General features: G+C 38.5%; 21 protein-coding genes and 1 tRNA gene. 2 read left to right on the forward strand and 20 right to left on the reverse strand.

Annotated elements, in window-relative coordinates; genetic code table 11:
- Positions 1-114: 114 nt before the first annotated feature.
- The 11 genes from IPP32_02555 to IPP32_02605 form a co-directional block, all read right to left on the reverse strand.
- Positions 115-2,607, reverse strand: a complete 2,493-nt coding sequence (locus IPP32_02555; GenBank protein ID MBL0046967.1) for a T9SS type A sorting domain-containing protein — start codon at positions 2,605-2,607, stop codon at positions 115-117.
- A gap of 120 nt (positions 2,608-2,727) precedes the next feature.
- Positions 2,728-3,618, reverse strand: coding sequence for an ATP synthase F1 subunit gamma (gene atpG, locus IPP32_02560; GenBank protein ID MBL0046968.1), 891 nt, complete (start codon positions 3,616-3,618; stop codon positions 2,728-2,730).
- A 137-nt stretch (positions 3,619-3,755) separates the two neighbouring features.
- Positions 3,756-5,336, reverse strand: coding sequence for a F0F1 ATP synthase subunit alpha (locus IPP32_02565; GenBank protein ID MBL0046969.1), 1,581 nt, complete (start codon positions 5,334-5,336; stop codon positions 3,756-3,758).
- 87 nt (positions 5,337-5,423) lie between these two features.
- The gene (gene atpH, locus IPP32_02570; protein MBL0046970.1) at positions 5,424-5,981 is read right to left on the reverse strand and encodes an ATP synthase F1 subunit delta; all 558 of its coding nucleotides are present in this window, start codon (positions 5,979-5,981) and stop codon (positions 5,424-5,426) included.
- A gap of 81 nt (positions 5,982-6,062) precedes the next feature.
- Positions 6,063-6,557: a F0F1 ATP synthase subunit B gene (locus IPP32_02575; protein ID MBL0046971.1), complete on the reverse strand. Its 495-nt coding sequence runs from the start codon at positions 6,555-6,557 to the stop codon at positions 6,063-6,065.
- 103 nt (positions 6,558-6,660) lie between these two features.
- Complete coding sequence (gene atpE, locus IPP32_02580) at positions 6,661-6,924, reverse strand: ATP synthase F0 subunit C (protein ID MBL0046972.1); 264 nt, start codon at positions 6,922-6,924, stop codon at positions 6,661-6,663.
- A 36-nt stretch (positions 6,925-6,960) separates the two neighbouring features.
- Positions 6,961-8,178, reverse strand: coding sequence for a F0F1 ATP synthase subunit A (atpB, locus tag IPP32_02585; protein MBL0046973.1), 1,218 nt, complete (start codon positions 8,176-8,178; stop codon positions 6,961-6,963).
- Between the two features lie 133 nt (positions 8,179-8,311).
- A complete protein-coding gene (gene purN / locus IPP32_02590; GenBank protein MBL0046974.1) occupies positions 8,312-8,878 on the reverse strand; it encodes a phosphoribosylglycinamide formyltransferase in 567 nt (188 codons plus the stop codon).
- Positions 8,879-8,955: 77 nt separating this feature from the next.
- Positions 8,956-10,005: a tRNA preQ1(34) S-adenosylmethionine ribosyltransferase-isomerase QueA gene (gene queA, locus IPP32_02595; GenBank protein MBL0046975.1), complete on the reverse strand. Its 1,050-nt coding sequence runs from the start codon at positions 10,003-10,005 to the stop codon at positions 8,956-8,958.
- 184 nt (positions 10,006-10,189) lie between these two features.
- Complete coding sequence (gene truB / locus IPP32_02600) at positions 10,190-10,876, reverse strand: tRNA pseudouridine(55) synthase TruB (protein ID MBL0046976.1); 687 nt, start codon at positions 10,874-10,876, stop codon at positions 10,190-10,192.
- 11 nt (positions 10,877-10,887) lie between these two features.
- A complete protein-coding gene (locus tag IPP32_02605; GenBank protein ID MBL0046977.1) occupies positions 10,888-11,478 on the reverse strand; it encodes a cupin domain-containing protein in 591 nt (196 codons plus the stop codon).
- A 202-nt stretch (positions 11,479-11,680) separates the two neighbouring features.
- On the opposite strand from IPP32_02605, the gene IPP32_02610 reads away from it, so the two are divergent.
- Positions 11,681-13,888 carry a fibronectin type III domain-containing protein gene (locus IPP32_02610; GenBank protein ID MBL0046978.1) on the forward strand — a complete coding sequence of 736 codons (2,208 nt, stop codon included), beginning with the start codon at positions 11,681-11,683 and terminating at the stop codon, positions 13,886-13,888.
- A 116-nt stretch (positions 13,889-14,004) separates the two neighbouring features.
- Here the strand turns inward: IPP32_02610 and IPP32_02615 are convergent.
- Positions 14,005-14,078, reverse strand: a tRNA-Asn gene (locus tag IPP32_02615).
- A gap of 106 nt (positions 14,079-14,184) precedes the next feature.
- Between IPP32_02615 and IPP32_02620 the strand changes: the two genes are divergently transcribed.
- Entirely contained in the window at positions 14,185-15,111 is a 927-nt protein-coding gene (locus IPP32_02620) for a bifunctional hydroxymethylpyrimidine kinase/phosphomethylpyrimidine kinase (GenBank protein MBL0046979.1), read from the forward strand.
- Positions 15,112-15,195: 84 nt separating this feature from the next.
- On the opposite strand, the gene IPP32_02625 is transcribed toward IPP32_02620, so the two are convergent.
- The 8 genes from IPP32_02625 to IPP32_02660 form a co-directional block, all read right to left on the reverse strand.
- Positions 15,196-17,007 carry a cbb3-type cytochrome c oxidase subunit I gene (locus tag IPP32_02625; protein ID MBL0046980.1) on the reverse strand — a complete coding sequence of 604 codons (1,812 nt, stop codon included), beginning with the start codon at positions 17,005-17,007 and terminating at the stop codon, positions 15,196-15,198.
- 27 nt (positions 17,008-17,034) lie between these two features.
- Positions 17,035-18,099, reverse strand: coding sequence for a cytochrome c oxidase subunit II (locus IPP32_02630; protein MBL0046981.1), 1,065 nt, complete (start codon positions 18,097-18,099; stop codon positions 17,035-17,037).
- A gap of 43 nt (positions 18,100-18,142) precedes the next feature.
- The gene (locus IPP32_02635) at positions 18,143-19,321 is read right to left on the reverse strand and encodes a quinol:cytochrome C oxidoreductase (GenBank protein MBL0046982.1); all 1,179 of its coding nucleotides are present in this window, start codon (positions 19,319-19,321) and stop codon (positions 18,143-18,145) included.
- Positions 19,322-19,347: 26 nt separating this feature from the next.
- Positions 19,348-20,022, reverse strand: coding sequence for a cytochrome c (locus IPP32_02640; GenBank protein MBL0046983.1), 675 nt, complete (start codon positions 20,020-20,022; stop codon positions 19,348-19,350).
- Positions 20,023-20,049: 27 nt separating this feature from the next.
- The gene (locus tag IPP32_02645; protein MBL0046984.1) at positions 20,050-20,577 is read right to left on the reverse strand and encodes a DUF3341 domain-containing protein; all 528 of its coding nucleotides are present in this window, start codon (positions 20,575-20,577) and stop codon (positions 20,050-20,052) included.
- A 45-nt stretch (positions 20,578-20,622) separates the two neighbouring features.
- On the reverse strand, positions 20,623-22,038 hold the full coding sequence (gene nrfD, locus IPP32_02650; GenBank protein MBL0046985.1) for a polysulfide reductase NrfD: 1,416 nt from the start codon (positions 22,036-22,038) through the stop codon (positions 20,623-20,625).
- Between the two features lie 46 nt (positions 22,039-22,084).
- The gene (locus IPP32_02655) at positions 22,085-25,201 is read right to left on the reverse strand and encodes a TAT-variant-translocated molybdopterin oxidoreductase (GenBank protein MBL0046986.1); all 3,117 of its coding nucleotides are present in this window, start codon (positions 25,199-25,201) and stop codon (positions 22,085-22,087) included.
- An 82-nt stretch (positions 25,202-25,283) separates the two neighbouring features.
- On the reverse strand, positions 25,284-26,537 hold the full coding sequence (locus IPP32_02660; protein MBL0046987.1) for a c-type cytochrome: 1,254 nt from the start codon (positions 26,535-26,537) through the stop codon (positions 25,284-25,286).
- Positions 26,538-26,556 lie beyond the last annotated feature (19 nt).

The raw sequence follows: 26,556 nt of genomic DNA on the forward strand, positions 1-26,556 counted from the left end.
ATAAAAAGAAGCGGTTATCCTAAGGGCTGAACTTCGATAAGTGGTATCCCTAATATTAGGGGTTCTTGATTTTAGCCTGAATCATATCTTATATTTCATTACAACCCACTAAACTTATCGTATAATTAGCTTTGATATGTTTTTAACGTTAGATGTTGTTATACTAACAAGGTAAACACCTTGGGCTATATCAAGCAACACATCTGCTTTGTTAGTGATATCAGTGATTTTTGAAAAGACTACATTTCCTAGCACGTCAATTATTTCAATTTTTGCCGCTAATTGATTTCGAGCCATTTGAATTGTAAACGCACCAGTACTAGGGTTTGGATAAATTTGGGATATTGAATCAGAATTAATATTTCCAAGAAAAGTAATGGTATTGTTGAATATATTAGAAAGAGATGAGCTATAAATTGATGCCATCCGCAATGTTGGTGTGCAGGTAATGTTCCATTGTGTTCTTACTCTCCAGGATCCAGTATTTTGATAAATTACATAAAGAGGATCACTCACAGTTTGTTGTGTTCCAGAAACACTGCTTATATCGTGCCATTGACCGTTGCTGTTATCGTCTCTCATAAGCACATAACTCGATACAGGATTTTGGCCATTCTCAATGGAATATGGTTGCACCCAATAAAATGTTCCAGCATTGTTCTGAATAAAAATTGTGTTGTGATAAGGACTTAATGAACTATTACTGCCGCAGGTACTTTTGGCCTGCAATTTATATCGATAAGTTCCGGCATTGGGATTTCCCGTATTTGGAAAATACTTTGTTCTAACTGTATCAATAAATTGGCTTAATGAATCAAATGGAATTGAGGCTATTGGCTGATAATTCCCTAAAGCAATTTCGCGATATACAATAAAAGTATCAACAGAATTAAATACAGTCTTATCCCAAACTATAATATTATTCTGAGAAATTGAATCTACGGAAACGAGGCAAATGTGAGCAGAATCTGCTGGAGGTTCGGTAATTGCAACCAATTCAGTTTTGGCACAACCATAATCATCGTGAATAATTATGAAATAATTGCCTGCTGCGAGATTACTTACTGAAGATGCAGTTGAGCCGTTACTCCAGGTGTAGGTAAACGCTGGACTTCCACCACTTAACGTTATCACCGCAGCTCCATCATTACCGCCATTGCAGGTAACATTTGTTGAAAAAACTGAGGACGAAAAAGCATACGTATTTGCAATAAAAACGCTTCTTGTATTGTTAAATGATAAAACTTCATTTCCTATACTCATTGCTGAGCCGTTAAAATACCCTGTTATAAATACATGGTCTCCTAAAGTAACTGCAATACTTCTGGCATAAGCATTGCCCGTAGAACTTTTTCCCCACATTGCATTTCCTGTCAAGTCATATTTTACAAGGAAGGTATTTGAACTGGAAGTGCCACTATTTATTAAATTTACACCATCAAATGCAATTGAAGCGCTTTTAAAGTATCCTGTTAGATAAAAATTTCCAGATTTGTCAGCAATAATACCATAGGCATTGTCATCATTAGTTCCTCCTGCCTTCTTTGACCACAGTACTGTCCCATTTTCATTAATTTTACAAATGAACAAGTCGTTCGATCCTGCTGAAACAAGTGGAATTCCTCCAAAATTAATGTCACTGCCAAAACTTCCAGCTACAATTACATCATTTCCAACGGTAGTTAAGCCATATATACTTCCAACGACACTTCCACCGGTAGACCCCACACCACTCTTAGCCCATAGGGTGTTGCCCAAAGGATCGAATTTAACAATAAAAGCCGCTTTATTTCCCATGCCACGATAAATAGTAGCGTTACCGAAATTTAATGAGTCGCCATTAAAATCTCCAGCAATAAATATGTTGTTTGCAGAGTCAACCGCTATTGCCCTAGAAAAACAATTATTTTTAGCAACAGCGCACCTACCCCAAATTGCATTCCCTGCTGAATCATATTTGACTACAAAAACACTACTTCTAGTACTTGTTCCAATTGGCGGATTATAGAGAGCTACGTTTCCAAATAATAGCGTGTCATTGCCAAAGTAACCTGTAATATAAACACCATTCAATTTGTCTGTTGCAATGGCATAGACCTGATTCCCACTCATACCGAATGCAGGAATTGTCGAGCTTGATTTTTTAGCCCAAATAATGTTTCCATTTTCATCTAATTTGACAATGAAAATGTCCGGTGAACTGCTACCTGTTGATTTTGTTAACGTAATTGTTCCGAAGGTGATTGAATCTCCTAAAAAATTTCCGGTAAAATAAACGCTTCCGGAAGAATCAACAGCAACTGCCCTTCCAGTTGACTTACCATTAAAATTTTTTGCCCACAACACATTACCCTTTGGATTATATTTTACAATAAAGGCTTGTTGTTCAGTATTAACCGTAACGGAATGTTCAGTTAAGATTATACTTCCAAAAGTTATCGAATGATCCTTAAAGTATCCTGCAGCATAAACATTTCCATCTTTATCCACTGCGGTGCAATAACTATCCGCATCATTACTTCCCGCACCCTGCAACCAAAAACAGTCTTGGGCATAGGTAGCATAATAGAAAAAAACAAGTAAAATGAATAGGAAATTTTTTCTCATGGTTTCTTGAATTTTGGATAACTATTATAAAAATACAATTTTCTGATATGGAATAAGCGATTTCAAACAAAAAGAGCCCCGCAATGCAGAGCTCTTTTAAAATATCAATATAAATAAATCTTAGCCTTCCAAAGCTTCCGCTCCACCCACAATCTCCAATATTTCATTAGTAATCGCAGCCTGACGGGCTTTGTTATACATCAGTTTCAATTCTTTGATTAGTGCACCAGCATTATCGGTTGCTTTGTGCATCGCTGTCATACGCGCACCGTGCTCACTGGCTAGCGAATCTAAAAGCGCTTTGTAAAGCTGTGTTTTAAGCGATTTGGGGATTAAATTTTCAACTATGGTCTCTTTATTGGGCTCGTAAATGTAATCGGCCGTTTTGCCCTTCTTTGCATTTACGTCTAATTTGGGTTTTTGAACCGGCAAGTAATTTTCGGTAGTTAAAACTTGTACTGCTGCATTTTTAAATTGATTGTAAATCAACACCACCTTATCAAACTCACCATTTTCGAACGATTTCATGATGCGTTCAGCTATAGGAGCAGCATTTTCGAATTTTAATTTATCAAAAATCGAGTTTAAGTTTGCTGCATTTTCGCCATCTACCACCTTCACATCCGATTTACGGAAATAATCGGCACCTTTTTTACCAATGCAAAACACGCTTACTTTTGAAGCTTTGTAATCTTCTTTCATTAAGCGATTAGCTGTTTTAATCACGTTCGCATTAAAAGCACCACATAATCCGCGATTGGAAGTAATCACAATCAACAACACATTTTTTTCAGCTCTTTGTTTTGCAAATGCACCACCTGCACTGCCTTCCAATGTTGCGCTCACATTTTCTAGAATTTCGCGCAATTTCGAAGCATAGGGTCGCATTTGAGTTACAGCGTCCTGCGCACGTCGCAACTTAGCTGCCGAAACCATTTTCATGGCCTTGGTAATTTGCTGTGTGCTGGATACAGAAGCAATGCGTAATCGAACCTCTTTTAAATTTGCCATCTTCTAACAAGAATTAAGAATTCAGAATGTAGAATTCAGAATTATTTATTTATTTTTTTGACGAATTAAGAACTGCTGCGAATAAACCTTTTCCTTTATAGAAAAATTAAAGCTGCATACTTAATTCTTCATTGCATTTATGCCTTATACTTGGCTGAAATCTCTTTTGCAACACTTTCCAATGTACCGGTAATTTCATCCGTTAATTTTCCTGCCTTCAAATCGTTCAATACATTTTTGTGCTTCAATTCCATAAAGGATAAGAATTCCGTTTCAAATTCTCTTACACGAGTAGTTGGCACATCACGCAACAAACCTTTTGTTCCGCAATAAATAATTGCTACTTGTTTCTCTACTGTTAAAGGAGAATATTGTCCTTGTTTCAAAATTTCCACGTTACGAACTCCTTTATCCAATACCGCTTTAGTAGCAGCATCCAAATCAGAACCAAACTTAGAGAAAGCTTCCAATTCACGGAATTGTGCCTGATCTAATTTTAAGGTACCTGCAATTTTCTTCATGGATTTAATTTGCGCATTACCTCCCACACGCGATACCGAAATACCCACGTTAATTGCCGGACGTACACCCGCGTTAAATAAATTCGATTCCAAGAAAATTTGTCCGTCTGTAATCGAAATTACGTTAGTCGGAATATACGCAGATACGTCGCCTGCTTGTGTTTCGATAATTGGAAGTGCCGTTAATGAACCGCCTCCTTTTACAATACCTTTGATGGTATCCGGCAAATCGTTCATGTTTTTTGCAATCTCGTCAGAAGCATTGATTTTAGCCGCACGCTCCAGCAATCTGCTGTGTAAGTAAAATACGTCACCCGGATAAGCTTCACGTCCCGGTGGTCTTCTCAACAACAAAGAAACCTCGCGATACGCTACTGCTTGTTTAGATAAATCATCGTATACAATCAAAGCAGGTTTTCCAGAATCGCGGAAAAACTCTCCGATGGCAGCTCCTGTAAAAGGTGCATAAAACTGCATTGGCGCAGGATCAGAAGCAGTTGCAGCAACTACAACCGTGTAAGCCATTGCTCCGTTTTCTTCCAATGTTTTAACGATGTTTGCAACGGTTGAACCTTTTTGTCCAATAGCAACATATATACAAAATACAGGATTTCCTGCTTCAAAAAATTCTTTCTGGTTAATAATGGTATCAATCGCCACAGCCGTTTTTCCGGTTTGACGGTCACCAATAATCAACTCACGCTGACCACGGCCAATTGGAATCATCGCATCAATCGCTTTGATACCCGTTTGCAATGGCTCATTTACCGGCTGACGGTAAATTACTCCCGGTGCTTTACGCTCCAAGGGCATTTCATAGGTTTGACCTGTAATCGGACCTTTTCCATCAATAGGTTCACCTAAGGTATCCACCACACGACCCAACATTCCATTTCCTACATGCACCGATGCAATTCTGCGTGTACGTTTAGCTACATCTCCTTCTTTAATAGAGTTAGAGCTACCAAGCAATACGGCACCCACGTTATCCTCTTCCAAGTTTAACACGATTCCTTTTAATCCGTTATCGAATTCAATCAACTCTCCGGATTGCACATTGCTTAAACCGTAAATACGGGCAATACCATCACCCACTTCGAGTACGGTACCCACTTCTTCCAATTGTGCTTCAGATTTGAAACCTGCCAATTGTTGTCTTAAAATTGCAGATACTTCTGCCGGTCTTACTTCTGCCATTTGTTGTTATTTATTAACTATTTACTGAAATTCTTAATTTTTTTAACTCTTCATTACTGTATGTGATGTGTGCCTTTCAAAACTTAATTAAAACTCCCGCACATAAGGATTCTCACTAAAGTTTCTACGTAGATTTTTAATTTGTCTTAAAACACTTGCATCCACCTGTGTATCTCCAATGCGTAACACAAAACCGCCCAACAAATCAGCCTTCACTTTTTCTTCCAATTCAACCTCAGATTTCGCAGCTGCTTTTACCATACTCATTACTTTGCTTCTTGAAGCTTCGTCTAAGGCTGTTGCGCTCGATATTACCGCAGTAGCAATATTCTTGTTTATTTTGTATTGGTTCACAAACTGCTCTGCAATATCAAGGATATAGCTTTCGCGGGATTTTACACTCAGCAAGTTCAAAAATTTTTGTGTGAGTGGACAAATTTGTTTCCCAAACAATTCATTTAAAATGCTTAATTTTTTATCCGACTTTATAATGGGACTTCTTAAAACAGCTACCAATTCTGAATTTTCAGAACATACACTGTAAATCATTTTCATATCTGCCAACACCACTTCCAGTGATTTTAACTCGATGGATAAATCAAGAACAGCTTTTGCGTATCGGGCAGCTACTTTGGTATCTTTCATTTTTTTTAGATTAAGCTTGAAGTGTTATTCGGTATAGGGTTCTGATAAATATCCAATTTTGAATAACGATTAGCTAAATTTTTAGTTCAATTTTACCTCGTCCAGCAATTGCTTAACATAAGCCTTTTGCTTTTCATCGGAGGCCAATTGTTGACGCAATACTTTTTCTGCAATTTCAATGGATAAAGTTGCTACTTGATTTTTAAGTTCTGTAATAGCAGCCATTTTTTCGTTGTTAATGGTTTCACGCGCAGCGCTAACAATTTTATCAGCTTCTGCTGTCGCTTTACCTTTTGCGTCATTGATTATGCCTTCTTTTAACTCACGAGCCTCTTTTAATAAAGCATCGCGCTCCAATTTAGCATCACTTAATATTTTTTCGTTGCTGGCTTTTAGAGAAGCCATTTCGTTTTTTGCCTTTTCGGCCGAAGACAAAGCTTTTTCAATGCTCTCTTCGCGCTCCTTAATCATATTCAATATCGGCTTCCAAGCGAATTTTTTTAACAGAAATAGGACTGTTAAGAATGTAATTAACATCCAAAAAACAAGGCCGAATGCGGGGGTAACTAATTCCATTTATATCGTATTAAGATGTTAGTACTAAGTACAAAGACAAATAAAAATTCTTTTAAAAAAGAGTACTGCAACCAACCGTTGCAGTACTCTTTTAATTTTTTGATTACTTGAAAACTACAAGTAAACCAACAACCATCGCAAAGAAGGCTGCACCTTCCACTAGCGCTGCAGTAAGAATCATGTTTGCACGGATATCACCCAAAGACTCTGGTTGACGAGCAATTGATTCTAATGCGCTACCACCGATACGGCCGATACCTACACCTGCACCTACGGCAGCCATTCCTGCACCTAAAGCGGCAATACCATAACCTATTCCTAAGTTTCCGGCTTGCTCTGCTGCTTGTAATAAAACTGTTGACAACATTTGATTTATATATTAAAGGTTAAACAAAAAAACAAATTAAATAATCGCTGCCTCTTCTACTTTTGCATCGTGATCATGTGTATCGTGATGTGCTTCTTCCACCGCCGCACCAAAATAAATGGCCGATAGCAAGGTAAATACATAAGCTTGTAAAAAAGCCACCAACAATTCCAAGAAGTTCATAAATACGGTAAATGCAACGGATACTACAGATACACCTAAACCTGCTCCCATATTGATTTCACCGAAAATAAAAATCAAACTAAAGAACGAAAGTGCAATAATGTGACCGGCGGTAATGTTCGCAAAAAGTCGGATCATAAGGATAAAAGGACGTAAAAACACACCTAAAATCTCAATAGGCGTTAATAAGAACAATACCCATTTTGGAACACCCGGCATGGCCAAAATGTGTCCCCAATAATGTTTTGTTCCATTTACTGAAGTGATGATAAATGTCATCACTGCTAAAGTCATAGTAATGGCAATGTTACCGGTTAAGTTAGCGCCTCCGGGGATAATTGGAATCAAGCCCAATAAATTGTTTATCAAAATAAAGAAAAACACAGTGAGCAAATACGGCATAAACTTTTCGTATTTTGATCCGATGCTCGCTTTGGCCACATCGTCGCGGATAAAAATAATAAGCGGCTCTACAAAAGATTGAAGTCCTTTAGGCGCCTTACCTGGATTGCGGGTGTAAGCTCCGGCAACGCTCAACATTACATACATTAAAATGGCAATGCTAAACAATAGGGTTGCCACGTTTTTGGTAATTGAAATATCGTAAAGTCCTTTAGTAACTTCTTCGTTTACAGTTGCCTCGTGCGCTTCTACTTCCTCCATTTCGTTCACGGCAACTATTTTATTCTCTTCTAACATATACCCTTTGTAGGTTTTATGTCCGTGGTGAAAATTGCTGCTTAAAAACATATCTAAGCCACGGTCTTTAGAATAAACAATTACCGGTAAAGGCAGGGCAACAGTGCTCTCGCCTTCTCCCATAATATGCCAATCGTGTGCATCCCCAATGTGCTCGGAGATTAATTTACCTGCATTAAATTTTTCCTTTTTACCTTCGTGAGTTGCTTCGTGCGCGTGTTCTTCTTCAACAGCAGCTACAGCGGAAGAGTCTGAAACAATATGTACTGAATCAGTACCTTGGGCAAAAACAGTAATGGAAGGTAAAGAAATTGCTAATACCAGGGAAAAACTTAGCAAAAAAGCTCTGAATGCGTTGAATTTATTGGTCATTGAGATGAAAATAAAATCCTTTTTTTGAAATCGGGTGCAAACATATACAATAATTCAGAATTAATGAAAGATTGAAGGGAGTTTTTTTGAAAAAAATGGGCTGATTCTATCTGTTCTAGAATTTGCAATTGCATTATTCCAAAAGCAAGCTTTCAATTACCATTGGATAATTTTTATGCTCCAATTCAAGCACCCGCTTAGCAAGGGTTTCAGGGGTATCATTCGGCAACACCTTACATTTTTGTTGGAAAATAATTTGCCCCTCATCGTAGGCTTCATTTACATAATGAATCGTGATTCCACTTTCCTTATTCCCGGATTTCAATACTTCTTGGTGCACATGAATTCCATGCATACCTTTGCCGCCAAAATGAGGTAACAAAGCAGGGTGAATATTTACAATTGCACCTGGAAAAGCATTTACCAGTGCATCCGGAATTTTTCGAAGGTATCCGGCCAAGGCTATAAATTCGATATAGTTTTGTTGCAAAAAATCCAAGAGGTTCTCGCTGTCATCGAGTTGATTTTTTGTAAAATAAAAGGTAGAAACCCCAAGTGCTTTAGCACGATTTATAACTCCGGCAGTAGCATTGTTTGTAATTATGAATTTTACACGGACATTTTCACTTTTATGAAAATAGCGTATTATTTCCTCCGCATTTGAGCCGCTACCCGATGCAAACAATGCAATGTTTTTCATTTGATGGTTCTACACTTAAAAGAAAAACACCCTTCCACATCAAAGTTTGACGGGAAGGGTGAAAAAAAATCTATGGGTTAAAGAATAAGCATTGCATCTCCATAAGAGAAAAATTTATACTTGTCTTTAATTGCTTGTTTGTAAGCATCCATCATAAAATCATATCCAGCAAAAGCTGCTACCATCATCAGCAAAGTGGATTCCGGCATGTGAAAATTCGTAATCATGCAATTGGCCACGCTAAAATCATAAGGAGGAAAAATAAATTTATTCGTCCAGCCATCATAAGGCTTTACCATTCCGGTTGTACTTACCGAACTTTCGATAGCACGCATGGTGGTAGTTCCAACGGCACAAATCTTTTTCTTTTTTTCTTTCGCTGCGTTCACAATTTTGCACGAATCTTCGGTTATAATCATTTGCTCCGAATCCATTTTGTGCTTGGTTAAATCTTCTACTTCTACCGAACGGAAAGTTCCCAAGCCAACATGCAAAGTAACCGGTGCAAAGTTTACACCTTTTATCTCCAAACGCTTAATCAATTCTTTACTAAAGTGTAATCCTGCAGTGGGCGCAGCAACTGCACCTTCATGCTTTGCATACACCGTTTGGTAACGCTCAGCATCTTCCGGCTCTGCTTTTCTTTTAATATACTTTGGAAGGGGTGTATGCCCTAAGGATACTACCGTTTCTTTAAACTCTTCGTAAGTTCCATCAAATAAAAAGCGAAGGGTGCGGCCACGAGAAGTTGTATTATCAATTACTTCAGCAACCAAACTATCGTCATCTCCAAAATATAATTTATTTCCAATTCTTATTTTTCGTGCAGGGTCAACCAACACATCCCACAAACGACTTTCACGATTAAGTTCGCGCAATAAAAACACTTCTATTTTTGCGCCTGTTTTCTCTTTGTTTCCGTATAATCGAGCAGGAAAAACTTTAGTATCGTTCACAATCATCACATCGCCATCGTCAAAATAACCTAAGATATCTTTAAATTTTTTGTTGGTAATGGTTCCTTTTTTACGGTCGAGCACCATTAGTTTGGCATCTTCGCGGTTTTTTGCTGGGTGTTCTGCCAATAATTCCTTAGGCAGGTGAAAGCCGAATTGAGATAATTTCATTTCTTTAATATAGGGTTTAAAGCGTTAAACAATTTCCCGCAAATTGTTCGCTCTATTAGGGAGTTTGAAACTTACGGGTTTCGATATGTTAGCGGTTAAGCTATTTAAAACAGGCTGCGAAAGTATAAAATTATCTTGATTTGAATACTACCAAATTTCGTGTGTAGTGCTAAATAGAGTTAAATCAATGAATTGGCAAAGGAAAAAGCACCCTCAAATCCTCCACTGTTTTTGCATCAGAAAGTAAAAAATTTCCGATTCGGGTTCTTATCAATTGGGTAAGATGTCCACCGTTATTTAGCGCTAATCCTAAATCTCTGGCCAAGGAACGAATATAAGTGCCTTTGCTGCAAATCACTCGAAAATGGGCATCAATTGACTCCTCATGAAAATCCACCTTAGTTATTTCAAACTCGCTAACTGTAACCTCTCTGGGCTTAACTTCCACTGTTTCACCTCTGCGGGCTTTGTGATAGGCTCTTTCACCATCCACTCTTTTTGCAGAGTGTGCAGGAGGTATTTGTTGTAAGGTTCCTTGAAAAAGTTTTACCGCCTGATGTATTGCCTCAGAGGTAATTCCATTTATCGGAAAAGTAGCATCGATCTCGGTCTCCAAATCAAAAGAAGGGGTAGTTGCTCCTAATTTTATGATGCCGGTATATTCCTTCTCCTGAGCTTGATACGCATCAATCTGCTTGGTCATTTTTCCGGTACATAATATCAAAAGTCCGGTTGCGAGTGGATCCAGTGTGCCGGCATGACCAACTTTTACTTTTGCTATTCTTCGCACATAATTCACCACGTCAAATGAGGTCCATTTATAGGGCTTATTCATGAGCAACACTGCTCCGGTTTCGAAATCAAGATTCATTTGAGGGCTTTTTAACGCACAATTCTTTGACCTACAAGCATCATATCATCGCTTTGCGCTTGTGCTTTATGAGCTACATTTTTAGGAATAAACACCAAATCGCCTTTTGCATATACCTTTTCAATTCCATCAAATAAAATGGAACAGCTCCCCTTTAACATCAGCAAATATTCATCTTCCGAATCATGAGTTTCTTCAACTATTGCACCTGCATTTGCCCATACCACATAAGTAACTTGATTGTTATTAGATGGGAGTTCTTTCACTTCAATTTCGCTAACATGTAAAGGAGTTTCCAATTGATCACTAATATAATTTAGCCAATAGATAATATCTTGCTGTTTGCTTAACGTGGGAGGGATTTCAGCTGTTTTGGTAGTCGTATTTAGTTGTGCCAATATTTGCTTCTTCAGCATATCACTGGGTTGCTTTCCACTAATTGTTGCATAGCCTTGTAAAACTGCATAAACGGCATCCACTTCGGCTTTCACTTCGGGATAGGCTTCTATGAATTTATTAATCAATTGTCGTTCCTCAGGGGAATCTAATCCCAAGCAGTGCATTTCAATTAAACCACTGTTTAGTAGCTCTTTAATCTCCAAAATAATTCACTAATACGATTATACTTTGCTCAAAAATACAAAAAGCAATTTAGTATTGGACTTGTAACATAAATCACACATTCCCTTTCAGCTATAATTTTTGCCATTTCACCTAATTTTTTTTTCTGATTGTAACGTAATCCTTTGAATTTCAAAATAAATATCATTATGTTTGGAGTACATATAACTAAAACCAAAATCAATGAAAAAAAATTTACTGTTTGCACTCGGATTAAGTGCAGTTATGGCAAGTTCTGCAATGGCGCAGACTACAGCGGTTAGAAATTGTGGAACGATGCAACATCTTTCAGATTTGCAAGCAGCAGATCCTATGCTGGCGGCCAGAATGCAACAAATTGAACAACAAACCGCTCAAATACTTGCTAATAGTGCTGCTAACAAAACGGCCGCTATTGTTACCATTCCAGTTGTTTTTCACGTAGTATATGCTAACGCTACTCAAAATATTTCGGATGCTAAATGCATTGCGCAATTAAACCAATTAAATTTAGATTACGCTCGCTTGAATTCTGATGCTTCAAGCACGCCTGCTGCTTTTCAGGGTCTTGCTGCAAATACTCAAATTCAGTTTTGTTTGGCGCAAAGAGATCCAAATGGAAATGCAACAACCGGTATCATTCATAAATCCACAACAACTGCTTCTTTTTCAAGTAATGATAATGTTAAGAGAACTGCAAATGGTGGTGATAATGCATGGGATGCAACAAAATACTTAAACATTTGGTCTTGTAATTTATCAGGTGGATTGTTGGGATATGCTCAATTTCCTGGAGGAGCAGCTTCTACAGATGGTGTAGTTTGTTTGTATTCTTCTATTGGAAGTATGACCTCACCCGGTACAGCAACTCCATATCACTTAGGAAGAACAATGACACATGAAGTTGGTCACTGGCTTAATTTACGCCACATATGGGGTGATGCAAGCTGTGGAAACGATTTAGTTTCTGATACTCCAACGCAATCTACTTCTAATTTTGGATGTCCAACTTTTCCACATACAACTTGCAGCAATGGTGCAAATGGGGATATGTTTATGAATTACATGGATTATACAGATGATGGATGTATGAATATGTTTACTGCAGGTCAAAGTGCGCGCATGGCTGCTTTATTTGCAACAGGTGGTGCTCGCGTTGGGTTGACAACTTCATTGGGTTGTCAAGCTCCAACTGCTTCTTGTGGTGTTCCGGCAAGCCTTTCTGCTTCGGCAGTAACTTTTTCATCGGCAACATTAAACTGGGGTGCAGTTAGTGGCGCAGTTACTTATAATGTGCAATACCGTGCAGTTGGTGCAGCTTCTTGGTCATCAGCAAGTACCGCTTCAACTTCTTTAGCAATTAGTGGATTAAGCGAAGTAACAAATTACGAATTCCAAGTTCAGTGTGTTTGTGCTGCTTTAACTAGTGCTTATTCTGCTTCCGGAAACTTTACAACTTTATCATCTGTTGTAACTTGTGGAGCTGTAAGTGGATTAACAGCTTCCTCCTTAACTTCTAGTTCTGCAACTTTAGCTTGGACTGCGGTATCCGGTGCAAACAGTTACAATGTACAATACCGTATTGTGGGTGCGGCATCATGGACCTCAACTACCAGCACAACAAATTCAAAAGCGATTTCAGGTTTAACAGCATCTTCAAATTATGAGTTTCAAGTACAGAGTGTGTGTACAGGTGCATCAAGTGCATTCTCTGCTTCGTCAAACTTTACCACTTCTGCAATTGTAGTTACATGCAGCGATGCGTATGAAGCTAATAACAGTTCATCGGCAGCTAAGGTTATTCCAATGAATACTGATATCACTGCATTAATCAACAAATCTTCTGATGTAGATTGGTATAAATTTACGACAGTAGCTCCCAACACTAAAGTTAAAGTTACTGTGACAAATTTGCCTGCCGATTATGATGTTAAAATGTATAACTCAAGTGTTACTTTATTATATACTTCTCAAAATGGAGGAACCACATCTGAACAAATCATTCGAAATTCAACCACTGCAACAACTTTATATTTAAAAGTATATGGTTATTCAAGTGCATTTAATGCATCTAGCTGCTATACTTTAAGAGTTAGCACCGGATCAGCTAATTTCAGAATTATGCCGGGTGAGGATGTGGATGTTTCAGGAAAGGCAAGTACTGATGGAATTTCACTTTATCCTAATCCTGTGAAAGAGTCTTTGAATATTCTTTATACATCCGATGTAGAATTAAATTCAACGCTTCAGGTTACTGACCAATTGGGTCGTGTTGTGGTTGAAAAATCGCAGGAATTAAATGCAGGTGAAAACAAATTTGCTGTGGATGTGCATTCTTTAGCAAGAGGTATCTACTTTGTAAGTATGACTGTTGCAGGTGAATTCATGGTACAAAAATTTGTGGTAGAATAACTTTCAAATTAAACCAAATAAAAAATCGCCGTTAGAAAATTTCTAACGGCGATTTTTTTTATTTACAACAGGCTGTAAAACCAAAAAGCCACCTGCGTCTGCAGATGGCCTTTTTGCTCTCCCTCTTGGGCTCGAACCAAGGACCCTTTGATTAACAGTCAAATGCTCTAACCAGCTGAGCTAAGGAAGAATCTGGTACTAAAATTAATAATGTTTAAATTTTAGGTGTGCAAAAGTAGAAAAAAAAATAAATATACAATATCTTTACGCAAAAATTATCTAAAACCTAAATCCTTATGAGTTTACTAGTTGTTGGAACAGTTGCATTTGACGCAATAGAAACGCCTTTTGGTAAAACCGACAAAATTGTTGGAGGAGCTGCAACCTATATAAGTTTGTCTGCTTCCTACTTTACCAAAAAAATAAATCTTGTTTCTGTGGTGGGCGGTGACTTCCCGAATGAAGCGATACAAATGCTTAAAAACCGAAAAGTGGATACTTTAGGTCTTCAGATCAAAGAAAATGAAAAAACCTTCTTTTGGTCTGGAAAATATCACAACGATATGAATTCACGCGACACAATGGACACGCAGTTGAATGTGTTAGAAAATTTTGATCCTATAATTCCAAAAGAATTTCAGGATTGTGAATTTTTAATGTTAGGGAATTTGGTTCCATCGGTGCAGAAAAAAGTAATTGCACAATTAAACTCTCAACCTAAATTGGTGGTAATGGATACCATGAACTTTTGGATGGACAACTGTTGGGACGATTTGATTGAAGCAATATCGCTCACCGACGTACTTACCATTAATGATGCAGAAGCGCGCCAATTATCCGGAGAGTATTCCTTAGTGAAGGCAGCACAAAAAATTCTTAAAATGGGTCCTAAATACCTTATTATTAAAAAGGGAGAGCACGGTGCATTGTTGTTTAATAAAGAACAGGTATTTTTTGCTCCTGCTTTGCCATTAGAGGATGTGTATGACCCAACAGGTGCCGGAGATACTTTTGCAGGAGGATTTATTGGCTATTTGGCCGAAACAAAAGACATTTCATTTGACAATATGAAACGGGCCATTATTTTTGGTTCAGCAATGGCATCTTTTTGTGTTGAAAAATTTGGAACAGAACGTTTGGTAAATCTTTCAGCTGCAGATGTGGAGGAACGCGTGCAACAATTTATTGATTTGGTTCAATTTGATATTTCTTTGGTGAGCTAAGGCATAAAAAACCATAATTATACCTCATAAAAAAAACCTTTCTGGAATCCAGAAAGGTTTTTTTATGTACTACTATTTTAACTCTTAATGCGCTTCTTCCCCATCTTCTAAGGGTACATCTTGCATCACAAAATCTTCTGATTTGCCTGGCTTGCTGTAATCATAAGGCCAACGGTGTACCTCTGGAATTGCTCCAGGCCAGTTTCCATGTAAATGTTCTACCGGAGCAGTCCATTCTAAGGTATTTGAACGCCAAGGGTTCATCGGAGCAATTTTACCTCTCCACATGCTGTAGAAAAAGTTAAACAAGAATGATACTTGTCCGAATGCACCAATTATGGCAAACATGGTAATCAATACGTTTACTTCACCAAAGTTTTTGAAAAGTTCAAAAGCTTCGTTTGAATAATATCTTCGGGGAACGCCGCCCATACCAATAAAGTGCATTGGGAAAAACACGCCATATACAGCAACGAAAGTGATCCAAAAATGTACATAACCCAACTTATTATTCATCATTCGACCAAATAAGCGTGGGAACCAGTGGTATACACCGGCAAACATTCCAAATATAGCAGAAGCACCCATTACAATATGGAAGTGGGCAACCACAAAATAAGTATCGTGCACATTAATATCTAAAGCTGAATCGGCAAGAATAATACCTGTTACACCGCCTGTTACAAATGTTGAAACCAATCCAATGGCAAATAACATTGCCGGAGACATTACTAAGTTTCCTTTCCATAATGTTGTAATGTAGTTAAATGCTTTAACCGCAGAAGGAATTGCAATAAGCAAGGTGGTAAACACAAAGACGGATCCTAAAAATGGATTCATCCCTGTAAGGAACATGTGATGTCCCCAAACAATAAAGGATAAAAATGCAATTGCCAAAATAGAACCAATCATGGCACGGTATCCAAAAATTGGTTTACGGCTCATGGTTGCAATCACTTCAGAAGTAATACCCAAAGCCGGCAACAACACAATGTAAACTTCAGGGTGACCCAAGAACCAGAATAAGTGTTGGTATAAAATCGGGCTACCACCTGTAGATTCTAATGCCTGTCCACTTATAAAGATATCTGATAAGTAAAAACTTGTTCCGAAGGTACGGTCAAAAATCAACAACAAGACAGCAGCAAAAAGCACCGGGAAAGAAAGTACACCCAGAATTGCAGTAATAAAGAACGCCCATATGGTAAGTGGCATTCTCGACATTTTCATTCCTTTGGTGCGCAAATTTATAACCGTTACGATGTAGTTCAAGCTTCCTAATAAGGATCCCACCACAAATAAAGTCATGCTTATTAACCACATGGTCATACCCAAACCAGAACCGGGAATTGCTTGTGGCAATGCACTTAATGGAGGATAAATTGTCCATCCGGCAGAAGCGGGCCCTGTTTCCACAAAGAGAGAGAAAAACATAATTAAAGAAGCTGCAAAGAAGAACCAGAAAGAAAGCATGTTCAAAAAGCCTGAAGCCATATCTCTTGCTCCCAACTGCAATGGAATTAGTAAATTACTAAATGTCCCACTTAATCCACCTGTCAAAACAAAGAACACCATAATGGTTCCGTGAATGGTAACAAGTGCCAAGTACATGTCAGGACTCATTACTCCACCCGGTGCCCATTTGTCGCCCAACATGGCATTTAAAAATGGAAACGGATGTTCCGGCCAAGCCAATTGCAAACGAAAGCAAATGGACATAACCATTGCCAACACACCCATGAAAACAGCAGTTACAAGAAACTGCTTAGAAATCATTTTATGGTCTTGACTGAATACGTATTTGGTCCAAAAATTTGGTTCTTCGTGCTCATGCTCGTGTGCGTGATGCTCGGGATGAGCATGTGCATCGTGATGAAGGTTTGCGTGTGTGTCCATATCGTTCTATAGGTTTCTCTGAGTTAATTATTTTGCAGCTTTCATAGCTGTTACTGATTTTGTAGTATCTGCAGTTGCCGGAACTGTTACCGCTGCCGGTGGTTCTACAGGAGCAGGCTTGCGACTATCGGCAAAAGTTTGTTGCCCGGCTAACCATTTAGTATAATCCGCTTCGCTTTCAACAACAATTTTCATTTGCATGTTATAATGGCCTGCACCACATATTTTGTTGCACAATAAAACATAATCAAAAGTAGGATTGTTTACTTTTTTACGCATTTCTTCAGTAGTAATGGTAGGCACGAAATGGAATTGGGTTTCCATACCCGGTACACAATTCATTTGAGCTCTGAAATGTGGCATGTAAGCACTGTGAATGATATCTCGAGAACGGAATTTAAATAGCACCTCTTTGTTTACAGGAATATGAAATTCGTTTTTCACTAATTTATCATCCATATTGCTTACATCGGTAGTGTCAAGCGCTAAATCATTTCCATCGGCAATTAGTTTATAATTTGTAGCTCCAAGTATGTTATCCGCACCGGCATAACGTGCAGTCCAATCGAACTGCTTTGCATATAATTCGATTAAAACTGTATTCTTAGAATCGATTTCGGTGGTAATGGCATTCCAGGTTTTTAGTCCGTAGGAAATAATAATTGCTAAAACGATAGCCGGAATAATAGTCCAAATCATTTCCAATTTAGTACTGTGGGCAAAGAAAGTGGCTTTGTTTCCTTTACGGTAATAGTATTTCCAAGCAAAGATGAACAATACAGTATTGGTAATAATAAACACAAAAGTGATGATGTAGATGTTAAAATCCCACAATCTATCTATATCCACTCCATGTTTTGATGCAGATTCGGGCAACAGGAAAGGCGTATATTCTTTAACTTGCCAGTATATAAATGCATAAAATGCAATCATAAATATTGGCATCAAGGCAGCATTTACCCGATTATCGTTATTGGTAACTTTTTCGGTGTCGCTTCCTTTTAGTTGACCCGTTAATTCAAATACTTTGATTAAACGAGCAAAAGCGATTACTCCTAAAATAATGACTGCATATACTAAATATTGTTCCATTTCTTGCGCTTAATTTTGTTTTACAAATATCCTTTATTCAATCTTAAATATGATGGTAATAGCTTTCCTTGAGCATTGGGTGATTCTTGGGGATCAAAGGAGCTGAAGCCAATTTGTGAAAAACCACCCACATAAATAATCCTGCAAAGAAACAAGGAGTTCCAATTTCTTGAATTCCAATAGCACCATGTTCTCCAACAGTTCCGGGCATAACCATAATGTATACATCTAACCAATGTCCGGCAACAATTACGCATCCTACAAATGTTAAAAGTCCATTCATACGTTTTGCATCTCTTGTCATTAATACAATAAATGGAACCGCAAAATTTATTACTAAATTGGCAATAAATAGTGGTTTGTAATGTCCTTGACGTTGCATGAAATAAACTACTTCCTCCGGTAAATTGGCATACCAAATCAACATAAATTGTGAGAACCACAAGTAAGTCCAGAAAATACTAAATGCAAACATAAATTTACCCAAATCGTGAATGTGATTATCGTTCACATTTGGCAAATAACCTTTGCGTTTTAAGTATAAAACAATCATGGTTGTTACGGTCATAGTGGTAACAAATAAACCTGCAAATGTGTACCATCCAAATAAGGTACTAAACCAGTGGGCATCAACTGACATAAGAATATCCCAAGCTGAAGTTGAAGAGCTAACTGCGAAGAGCACCAAAAATATTGCAGACAAGCGAGAAGCTTTGTGGTAATGAGTGTAACCACCAACTTCATCCTCTTTTAGTGATTCTCTTCGTAATAAAAATGCAAATCCAGCCCAAATTACAGCATATAACACCAATCGAATAAAGTAAAAAGTCATATTCAAATAGCCACTTTTACCATCCAATATTGCATCATAATGCTCCGATGTTTTATCATAGTTTTCAGGATGTGTCCATGCATACAAATCGTGGTGCCCAAACGCAAAAATCAAAATCATGAATAATCCAGCAAAAGGAAGATATTGACCCATTGCCATCCACACTCTTTTAATTTGAACTGACCAACCTACTTCTGCAACATATTGTACCGCCAGAAAAAAGGTTGCCCCTAATCCAATTGCCATGAAGTAGAAATTACTTACGAGCAAGTTAGCCCATGAACGTGTGGTATCGCCGGTAGAAAAGCCATACGCAATTGATAGGATGCCCAGTACCATGAGGCCAATGGCAACCATTTTGTTATTTTTTGTAACCGTATAATTCATCATAAAGCCAATAGTTTTTTCTGTTACACTTATTTTTTTGCAGCCATTGCTGTTTTAGTTGAATCTGCTGCCGGAGCTGCAGGGGCAGAAGCTCCAAGCGCTTGCTTTTGCAATTCCTGAACCCAAAGCACACATTGCCAACGTTCCTCTTTACTTAATTGTGAAGCATGGGAACCCATCAAATTTCTACCATAATTAAGGGTGTGAAACATTTTTCCTTCCGGAAGATTTTTTAATGCATCGCTTGAATAAGAAGGTACTGGAAATGCTTCACCGGCAACTTTTATACTGCCTTGTCCGTCGCCTTTTACACCGTGACAATGGATGCACATTTTTGTAAATATTGCCTTACCAGCGTCAATATTTGCTTGGCTGTGCTCCAATGGATTTTTTAAGTTCATTCCAGCAGCTTCGTATCCTTCAGGAGAATCCGGATAAGGATAAATCATTTGATTAATACTTAATGCAGTATTCGGATTAGCTCCTTGAGAAATGGTACCCGGTACCGGCTTGCGCGCCTCTAAACTATCCTTGTAAACTGGATTTGCAGTATACGGTTTATAAGCTTCCGAACGATACATATCGGGCATGTATTCTAAACCGGGACTAAGTGGATTTGCCTGGTCGCAGGAGCTAATCACCAACATTACGCCAGAAACAGCCAGTAGTGTGAGCGATTTTACGTTTTTGAAAATAGGATTCACGGTATCTGATTTTAATGCGTTTTGTTATTATTTGCCGTATTCTTTAACTTGTTCTGCACCCGCATTTATTAATAGTGCGGTAATTTCTGCTTCTTTGTTTTCATCTTTCAATTCAACCTGCATTACAATCTTATCATCGGTCATTCTTGCATCCGGCACAAATGCTGTAACTCCCGGCAGAAGTTTGCTTCTCAAATAAAATGTAATTACCATTCCATGCGCTGCACAAAGCACTGTGGATTCAAACAATACCGGTACAAAAGCCGGTACATTTTTATAGAAAAAATAATTAGGTTTTCCTCCAATATTCATTGGCCAATCGCTAATATTCATGTACCAAATCATTAGAATAGCCAAACTTAAACCTGTCATACCATAAAGGAAAGAGCAGATTGAAATGCGTGTACGTTTTAGCCCAAGTGCTTTATCCAATCCGTGAATTGGGAAAGGACTAAACACGTCCTTAATTCGAACTCCCTTTGATTTTAAGGATGGAATTTGGTGCAACACCACTTCCTCATCACTAAAAATTGCAAAAATCATTTTACTCATAATACGCTTCGTTTTTTGAATATGAAAATCTTGTTCTACTTCTATATCTTAATGGTGAGCAGCATCAGCATGCGCATGCGCTTCGTCCATATCCTTATATTCTTTTCTAATCTTAGTACCTGAAACTTTAGTAATGGTTTTTAATTCACTCATAGCAATAACCGGGAAGAATCGCACAAACAAAAGGAAACATGTGAAAAACAATCCCAATGAACCAATAAAAATACCTACTTCCACCCAAGAAGGATGATACATTCCCCATTCTGAAGGAACATAAGAACGGTGGAGAGAAGTAACGATAATTACGAAACGCTCGAACCACATACCAATGTTAACGAAGATGGAAATGATGAAGGTTGCCATAATGCTGGTTCTGATTTTTTTGAACCAAAATAACTGCGGCGTAACCACATTACAGGTCATCATGCTCCAATATGCCCACCAATAAGGTCCGGTAGCACGATTGATAAAAGCATAGGATTCATACTCTACTCCTGAATACCATGCAATAAAGAACTCTGTTATATAAGCAACACCAACTATAGAACCGGTAATTAAAATAATACGGTTCATCATGTCGATGTGATAGGTGGTGATGTATTCTTCTAAACCCAACACTTTTCGTGTAATAATCAATAGTGTTTGCACCATTGCAAATCCAGAGAAAATTGCACCGGCAACGAAGTAAGGCGGGAATATGGTGGTATGCCAACCCGGTATAATAGAAGTAGCAAAGTCCATGGATACAATGGTGTGAACCGATAATACAAGTGGTGTACTCATACCTGCAAGTACCAGTGATACTTCCTCGAAACGTTGCCAGTTTTTAGCAGAACCAACCCATCCAAAACTTAATAAACTGTAGAATCTTTTGTAGCCTTTTGTTTTAGCACGATCACGTACTACTGCAAAATCAGGAATCAAACCGGTATACCAAAAAACTAAGGAAACGGAGAAATAAGTCGATACTGCAAAAGTATCCCAAATCAAAGGGGAGTTAAAGTTTACCCACAAAGATCCAAATTGATTCGGAAGTGGAAATAAAATATAATCCAACCAAGGACGACCGGTGTGTGTTAAAAGGAAAGAGGCTGCACAGATAACGGCAAAAATTGTCATCGCTTCAGCTGCACGGTTAATAGATAATCTCCATTTTTGACGGAACAACAAAAGGATTGCTGAAATTAAGGTTCCGGCGTGACCGATACCCACCCACCAAACGAAATTGGTGATATCCCAACCCCAATCCACCACGTTATTCAAGCCCCAAACACCAATTCCTTTTCCTACTGTGATACTTACGCAAAGTACCCACCATAAAAGCATGGCTACAGATATTCCAAAAGCCCACCACCAATATTTGTTGGCTTTTCCTTCAATTGGGCGACACACATCTTCCGTAATTTGGTGATTTGTTTTATCACCTAATATCAGCGGTTCTCTTATCGGTGCTTCGTACATCATAGTATTCTGAATTTTTACAAAAAATAGTTTTAATATGCTCTTCTAATTAAGCTTCAGCTTCTTCGGTGTTTCTAATCTTAGTCAGGTAAAATACGGATGGCTTCACATCAATTTCCTCTAACATGTGATACATACGTTCATCTTTGCTGTGTTTCGCCACTTCACTGCTTTCGTCAAAAATATTTCCGAAAGTAATGGCATGAGTTGGGCAAGACTGTGAACAGGCAGTTTGAATTTCACCGTCATTGATTCTTCTTCCGTCCTTTTTAGCAGTAAGTTTAACTTCTTGAATGCGTTGCACACACATGCTACATTTTTCCATTACCCCTCTAGACCGCACTGAAACATCAGGATTCAATACCATTCTACCTAGATCGTTGTTCATGTTGAAATCGAACTGAGAATCGTGTGTGTAACGGTACCAGTTAAATCGGCGTACTTTATACGGACAGTTGTTTGCACAATATTTAGTACCTAAACAACGGTTATAAGTCATTTGATTTAAGCCTTCGCTGCTGTGTGTTGTTGCCAAAACCGGACAAACTGTTTCACATGGTGCATGATCGCAATGTTGACACATTACCGGTTGGAAAACTACTTTTGGATTTTCGGAAGGAATTTCCATTTCGCGATACATATCAATCTTTCCTTTACCATCCTTTGAAGCCTCAGCCTTGGTCATGTCGCTGCTGTAATAGCGGTCGATACGTAACCAATGCATTTCACGTGTACGACTCACTTGATCTTTACCTACCACAGGAACATTGTTTTCGGCGGTACAGCTTACAATGCAGTTACCGCAACCGATACAGGAGTTTAAGTCGATGCTCATGCTCCATTTTAAATCGGTTGTAGGTTGTGCCGGGTAATCTTTGGTTGCCCATAAATCCAATTCTTCAGCTGTTTTCTCCACATGTTCATGTCCTTCTTTCACTTTGAACATTTCGCGCTCGTTTCCGGCTTTTGAATCTTTTTTGTATTCGGCTAAAGAAGCTTCCTTCACCATGTTTCTACCCATTAAGGTATGGTGTGTTTGGGTAGAAGCTAAACTATATTTTTCAATAGATCCACCAACTTTTACGTCGAAATTGGTGTAGGCCATTGCACCATTGCTGTTGCCAATTAAGGCATAAGCGTTGGTTCCTAAATTTCCACATTTTCCGGATTTTGTTCTTCCGTAACCTAATGCCAATCCAATAGTACCATAAACCTGTCCGGGTTGAGGAAACACTGGAGCTTTAACGGTTATACCATTTACGGTAACCTCCACAACATCCGCCATAGCGCGTTGCTCTTGATAGGTTTCAAAGCCCAATTCTTTCATTTGCTTTGGCGACATGGTAATGTAATTGTCCCAAACTACTTTTGAAACGGGATCAGGAACTTCTTGTAACCAAGGATTATTGGCTTGATTTCCGTTTCCGATGGCAGTTTTTTCATACAGTGTAATTTCAAATGCACCTGTTTTTGATGCAGCTTGCATTGCGCTGGCAGCAGCTGCATTTACATCACCTGCAAATGTTGGAGCAGCAGCCGGTGTAAGCACAAATTCAACCCCACCATCGTGTAAACTCTTCATCCAGTAGTTGTCGAACAACACCTCTGAAGTTTGCATAGGGAAGATGTTTTTCTCCCAGTTTGCTTTCACGTAACTCTGATAGTCACCTGCAATACCTGTCCATTTCATTAAACTTTCCTGTGCGGAACGGGTATTAAATATTGGGAAAATAGTAGGCTGAATTAAGCTATAATGACCGTTGCGTGGCATTGCATCGCCCCACGATTCAAGGTAATTGTGGTCGGGCAACAGAAAAGTACATAAACTTGCAGTCTCGTCTTCTCTATCGTTAAAAGAAATACTTAGTCCTGTTTTTTTCAATCCTTCTTCAAAGCCTAACATGGCCGGTAAAGAGTAAACTGGATTTACATTATACATGATTAATGCCCCCACTTTGCCGGCTTTCATATCTGTTGCTAAAGCAACAACCTCGGCATCATTTCCTTGATGCACTCTATTTGCATTATCGATATCGATGGTAGCACCGTAATTATTCAGCGCAGCATTAATTGCATTTACTAAAACTTGATGGGCCGGATCGTTAGAACCACACACTACTAGTGATTTTCCTTTGGCAGCAACTAGTTCTTTTGCGGCTGCAGTGATGTGCGCATCAAATTCGAGTTGTTTACCTCCAACAGAAGCACCAGCCACTTTATTATATAAACTGATTAAGGCCGCACCCAACTGAGATGGTTTTATTCCGATTCGCTCATCTGCGTTACTACCGGTTAGTGAAAGATTACTTTCGAACTGGTAGTGTTTGCTCATTTCCTTTTTCTCATCGCTCACTTTTCTTTTTGCAGCATACTGGCGTGAAATTTCGATTGGCGATACCCAGTTGGTCAAGAAATCACATGCAAAACTTACAATCACATTTGCGTTCTCGAAATTATAAACCGGAACAACTGCTTTTCCAAAACTTTGCTCGTTTGCTTTGATGATACCTGAATAAGATATGGCATCGTAACTTACATGTTTTACGTTTTTGTATTTTGTTGTAAAGTCAGCAATAATTTGAGTAGTACTTGGGCTAATAATAGATGAAGTTAGCAAACTAATATTGCCACCTTCGGCTGCTATTTTATCTAATTGTGCAGCAATCTTTTTATCTGCTTCTTCCCAAGTTGTTGGTGAACCCTTTTCTTTTGGACCGGTAGCTCGTTCATTATCGTATAACGAGAGCACTGAAGCTTGCACTCTTGAATTGGTTCCGCCTTTGGTTATGGATGAAAATCTGTTTCCTTCAATTTTAATTGGACGACCTTCACGTGTTTTAACTAAAACATTACAAAAATCACGACCATCGTAGTAAGCTGTAGCATACCAATTACTCACACCAACAGTAATTTCTTCAGGTTTTATCACATAAGGTATAACTCTGCTCACAGGGGTTTGGCAGGCAGCAAGAGAAGCTGCGGTAACCGAAAACCCTAAAAACTTTAAGAAATCTCTTCTTGGTGTAGATGTTTCCTCTAGCGAATCATTCGCTAGAAACTTATCCATTGGGATTTCCTCAGCAAATTCGCTTTGTGCAGATTTAATAAACGCAGGGTCGTTATTTAAATCTTCTAATCCTTTCCAATATTTTTTTGTTGTACCCATATTTTTTTAATTGATGCCCCTTTTACTTGCGGGATATTAACTCAAAATTATTTTTTCAGCTTGTGTGTTGAAAATTGTACTCTTAGTAATGACATTTACCACATTCGATTCCACCCATTTTAGCTACTGTTATTTTCTCACCCTTGTATTGCTCCGCTAACTTAGCATGTAGTTTATCGTAGTAAGGATTACCGGCCATTTGCACCTCGGTTTTGCGGTGACAATCCACGCACCAACCCATAGTGAGGGGTGAAAACTGACGGATGGTATCCATTTCCGCAACAGGTCCATGGCAGGTTGCGCAGGCAACTTGTCCAACAACCACGTGCTGTGAGTGGTTAAAATAAACTAAATCAGGAAGGGTATGCACACGTACCCATTTTATTGGTTTTTGATTGGGCCCATAAACTTGTGTTTCGGGGTTATAATCCAAGGCTGCATAAATTTTTGCAATTTCAGTTGTTCCAGTTACCGGTCCTTGTTTAATATATTTGTGGCAATTCATACAAACGTTGGCAGAAGGAACGTTTGCAACTTTACTTTTTTCAACACCGGAGTGACAGTAAACACAATTGATACCATTTTGGCCGGCGTGAATTTTATGTGAAAATTTAATAGGTTGTTCCGGTTTATAACCAGTATAAACGCCCAATCCCATCATTCCATTCCAGGCAGCACGCGCACCCCAGCAGGTAAGCACAAGAAGGATTACAGCCACATGTTTTTTGTGCGTTCTTAACCAATGTTTTGCAGCTGGAACATAGGCCAATTGAACCGGTTCAGGGAGGCCTTCTTTTTCACGTACTAATCTTGCAAGTGTTGATTTTATGCCACCTAACACTACAATTAACAATAAAAACAATGCAGCTAATCCAATAAGAACATAATTCCACATCCCGTCACTATTGGCTGCTCCGCCAGCAGCTGGGGCTGCTCCACCAGCAGCAGCAGTTGCTTCTTTTGGTGCGGGTGGGTTTTTAATGTACTCAATAAGGGAGGCAATTTCCTCGTCTTTCAAATTAGTAAAGGAGGTCATTGCAGCCTTATTATTCTCTTCGTAAATCTTCTTAGCATAAGCATCTCCGGATTTAATAAGAGCAGTGTTGTTTTTAATCCAGCTACTCAACCATTCTTCACTTGGAACACGGCCCATTACACCTTTTAGTCCGGGGCCAACAACTTTTGTGGCTCCCATACTGTGACAGGAAGTACAGTTTTGCTTAAAGATTTTTTCGCCTTGCTCCACGCTGGCTTGTGCAAATACACCTGAAAAGTTGAAAATAATCGTGGAACAAATAAGGAGAAGAGAGAAACGGACTGGTTTTAATTTTATCATAAAAACAATATTAACGTTC

The sequence above is a fragment of the Bacteroidota bacterium genome (assembly GCA_016721765.1).
GTDB lineage: Bacteria > Bacteroidota > Bacteroidia > UBA4408 > UBA4408 > UBA4408.